The 4,100-nt window shown below is 38.4% G+C and carries 4 protein-coding genes; 2 read left to right on the top strand and 2 right to left on the bottom strand.

Going from position 1 to position 4,100, the window contains the following annotated elements; translation table 11 throughout:
• The first annotated feature begins 155 nt into the window (after positions 1-155).
• Positions 156-1,280, top strand: a complete 1,125-nt coding sequence (locus tag NGR58_RS09965; RefSeq protein ID WP_258089345.1) for a lipocalin-like domain-containing protein — start codon at positions 156-158, stop codon at positions 1,278-1,280.
• A gap of 115 nt (positions 1,281-1,395) precedes the next feature.
• On the opposite strand, the gene NGR58_RS09960 is transcribed toward NGR58_RS09965, so the two are convergent.
• Both NGR58_RS09960 and NGR58_RS09955 read right to left on the bottom strand, forming a co-directional pair.
• The gene (locus NGR58_RS09960; protein ID WP_258089344.1) at positions 1,396-2,169 is read right to left on the bottom strand and encodes an acetoin reductase; all 774 of its coding nucleotides are present in this window, start codon (positions 2,167-2,169) and stop codon (positions 1,396-1,398) included.
• A 189-nt stretch (positions 2,170-2,358) separates the two neighbouring features.
• Positions 2,359-3,216, bottom strand: coding sequence for an aldo/keto reductase (locus tag NGR58_RS09955; RefSeq protein WP_258089343.1), 858 nt, complete (start codon positions 3,214-3,216; stop codon positions 2,359-2,361).
• Positions 3,217-3,373: 157 nt separating this feature from the next.
• On the opposite strand from NGR58_RS09955, the gene NGR58_RS09950 reads away from it, so the two are divergent.
• Positions 3,374-3,946, top strand: coding sequence for a TetR/AcrR family transcriptional regulator (locus NGR58_RS09950; protein ID WP_258089342.1), 573 nt, complete (start codon positions 3,374-3,376; stop codon positions 3,944-3,946).
• Positions 3,947-4,100 lie beyond the last annotated feature (154 nt).

Raw genomic sequence — 4,100 nt, 5'->3', positions numbered from 1 at the left:
TCCGTATTTTATAAGGCGGAATACCTTGTAGATACATTGTGACAGCTTCAATTTGTACTTCTTTTGAAAACATAGTAAAACCCCGTAAGTTTTGGAAATTACTCCAACTTACGGGGTTCAGTTCAGCACTGTCAATAATATAAGGGGGCTTTTTTATGGCACAAGGAAGAATTATGAATCGTCCAGCAGATTACCAAAAGTTAGGTATTAATCCTGATAAGGTTGAAAATTGGGAAGATGGACGCCGCGATAATGATGAAGCGGGACATGCCGAAGTTTGGTACCTAGATTGTAGTTTGGATGATGGGTCAACATTGATCTTAGGATTCCGTCCAAAGTCAACAGATCAAGTGGAAACCAAGGGTGATAACCCTAATGTGGCTATTAACTATACGTCAGCAGATGGCCAACCATTTTATGATTACCGTCTTTATGATGTTAAAGATACCTATTCAAGCAAGGATCAATTAGACTTGAAGTGGGGGCCTAGTACATTAGTTGGTGATAACTGGCGTAATTATGATATTCATATTGAGCCAGAGGCCGATCAAGAATTGGTAATGGAAGGTAAGAAGTCAGTTGAGCATAAAACGGCAGTTGATCTACACTTTGAATCTCAGGTAGAACCATTCCGTCCTGGATCAGGATATATTGCTTTTGGTGAGAATGAAGAATATTATTATAACTTTATCTGTGTCACAAGTTTGACAGCTAGTGGTGAAGTAACTATTAATGGTGAGAAGAAGCATGTTAATGGAACTGCTTACTATAACCACCAATGGTTCAATATTCATCCATCAGTTGCCTTCCATCACTGGGTTTGGGGTCGCCAAAATGTTGGTGATTACAACGTCTTAATTTATGATATGGTTGGTGGTGATCGCTTTGGTCAACCGGAAATTCCATTATTTACGATTGATGACAGTCAAGGTAATCGTGTCTTTGAAAACACCAGTGTCGATAACGCTAAGGTAGAAATTTTAGATACGTACGTCCAAGAAGAGACTGGCAAGGTAACGCCCAAAACAATTCATTATACCTTTACGCAGGATGATATGGCAGTTGAGTATAAGATTTTTGATCCTAAGGAAATTAACTTAATCAACATTTATGGTATGGCTTCAGATGAGCAAAAGAAGCAGTTTGATGCCATGGGATTGCAACCAACTTATACACGTTATCTAGCATCAACAGAGCTAAAGATAACTCGTGACGGTAAGACAGAGGTTATTGATGGTTCAATGTTGTATGAAATTAATTATGCAGCCAAAGAACTATAATATGGTGAACTAGGGATTAATCTCTAATTGTATAAAAACAAAGAGCAAGTCAGAGGAATCTAGGATTCTTTCTGACTTGCTCTATTTTTGATTAAAATATTTAATTAACTATAGCTTAGTTATAAACCAAACCACCATCAACTAAGATTGCTTGACCTGTGATATAGTCTGAATCTTCAGAAGCTAAGAAGTGGACTAAGTTGGCAACATCAGTAGGTGTTTCGTAACGTCCCAAAGCAATTTCACCAGAGAACTTAGCGAATGGCTCACCTGGCTTCAATGAAGGGTCGGCCTTGACCATTTCAGCATCAATACGATCCCACATCTTAGTCTTAGCAACACCAGGGCAGTAAGCATTGACGGTGATGTGCTTTGATGCAAGTTCCTTAGCTGCAACATGGGTAAAGGCTTTGACAGCATGCTTTGAAGCTGAGTATGTACCCAAGACTTCATAAGCTTCATGACCAGCAATTGAGCAGGCGTTAATAATTTTACCTGGTGTACCTTGCTTGATAAATTGTTCAGCAGCAGCTTGTGTACCATAAACTGTTCCAAAGACATTGATCTTAAAGGTGCGTTCTAATTCAGATGCGTCAATCTTTAGGAATGGTGTCACGGCTTCAACGCCAGCATTGTTAACAAAGACGTTTAACTGACCAAACTTTTCAACCGTTGCGGCTACTAATGCTTCTTGATCTTCCTTCTTAGAAACATCCCCAACGAAAGTGGCTACATCACCTAGTGATTTCAATTCTTCCGCTGTCTTAGTTAAGGCATCTTGGTTAATATCATGGATCATGACATTAAAACCATCTTTAAGTAAACGCTCAGCGATACCCTTACCTAATCCTCCAGCTGATCCGGTAACAACAGCAACTTTCTTAGACATAGTTATACCTCCCCAGTATAAATAAACCAAACAGTAACATTCAACGGAAGCGCTTTCACAAATTCATTGTAACGCTTTTTATACTTATAAAACAAATGTTTTTAATATTTATTCATTTTTAGAAAAATTTAGCTCAAAAAAAGCTGGAACAATTTCTTTCGTTCCAGCTTTTTGATAAGCGATTAAATTTTAAAACTCAACTTGTGAGGCGTCTTGATGTGTACCAGCAACACCTTCTAATTGATCTAACGTTGCAATTTCTGCATCTGTTAATTCAAAGTCGAAGACAGCTGCATTTTGGTTAATGCGTTCGGCATGTGTTGATTTAGGCAAAGGTAAGAAACCGTGTTGTAGCGACCAGCGAACAAGGACTTGGGCAGCTGATTTATCATATTTAGCGGCAATGTCATTGATTTGAGGTACTGCAAGTAATGAACCAGTTCCAAGCGGTGAATAAGCTTCAGTTAGAATATCGTGAGCCTTGTTATAATCAACAACATCTTGTTCTAAGTCAGATGGGTTGATAAATAGTTGGTTGACCATTGGTCTAATGGTTGCAGTTTTAACCAAGGCTTCTAGGTGTTCAATCTGGAAATTAGAAACACCGATTGCTCGAATTTTTCCTTCAGTATAGGCATCTTCCATATAACGCCAAGCTTCTGCATTGGCTTTATCCCAATCACGTCGATTGATTAATGGATTTGGCCAGTGAATCAAATATAAGTCCAAATAATCTAAACCAAGTAAGTCTAATGATTTATCTAACGCTATTTTAGCAGCCTCATAACTATGGCTGTCGTTCCAGAGTTTTGACGTCACAAACAGTTCTTCACGTGGGATACCTGAGTCTTTGATGGCACGTCCCACTGAAGCTTCGTTACCATAAGCGGCAGCTGTATCTATATGATGATAACCAGCTTTTAAGGCATCTAAAACGCTTTGGTAAGCAACGTCCCCATCAGGTGTTTGCCAAGTTCCAAACCCAATTACTGGGATTTTGATACCATTTGCCAAGGTAAATGTATCTGTTAATGATGAAATAGTCATATATTTACACCCCGTGTTCAATAAAATTCAGTCATTTTTGTTGACTATCTATTCGTTCAGTATAACAAAAAATATTAATAAACTAAATTAGATAGTTTGTATTCATTGACGAGATGGGTATAATGGTAGAGATTAATAAATTGGGAGAGGAAGCAAGATGTCAAAAGTTACAAAAACAGCAATTTTTGAAGCAACGCAAGCGGTCTTGAAAGAAAAAGGTTATGAAAAGGCACGCCTTGCTGATGTTGCACGTAAATTAGCAATTACGCCGGCAGCGTTATATAAACATTTTGCCAACCGCGATGCTTTATTTACAGAAATGGATAAAGATTGGCTAGAAGAGGTGGATGCACCTATTATAGAAGCTAGTGAGCGTGTACCTGCGGATAACCGTGTACAAGCGCTACATGATTGGCTGTGGTTACTCTCAACGCGTCGTCAAGAAAGCTTTGCAGCTGCACCAGAAATGCTAGCATTTTATCAATTTGAATTGGGACGGTGTGAAAACTTGATTGAACCACGTTTAAAGGAATTTGCGATAGCTGTAGAAAAAATTATGGCTTGGGATACATTCCGTCAACAACGTGGACAAACTGTTATGCAGACGTTTACGTATTTTTACCACCCATTTTTTGCGGGACGCTGGGACGATAATTTGTTTCGGACGATTTTCGAAACAACTTGGCAAGAACTATTACCAGTTGTGCAACAAGGATTGACTAATAAATAAAAGAATTAATAGTAATTAAAAAGGATTGGGTGAACTGAACCCCGTAAGTTGGAGTAATTTCCAAAACTTACGGGGTTTTACTATGTTTTCAAAAGAAGTACAAATTGAAGCTGTCACAATGTATCTACAAGGTATTCCGCCTTATAAAATACGG

Source organism: Weissella fangxianensis, assembly GCF_024718545.1.
Lineage (GTDB): Bacteria > Bacillota > Bacilli > Lactobacillales > Lactobacillaceae > Weissella > Weissella fangxianensis.
The sequence above is the reverse complement of the archived record's forward strand: the minus strand, read 5'-3'. Positions and strand labels throughout refer to the sequence as shown.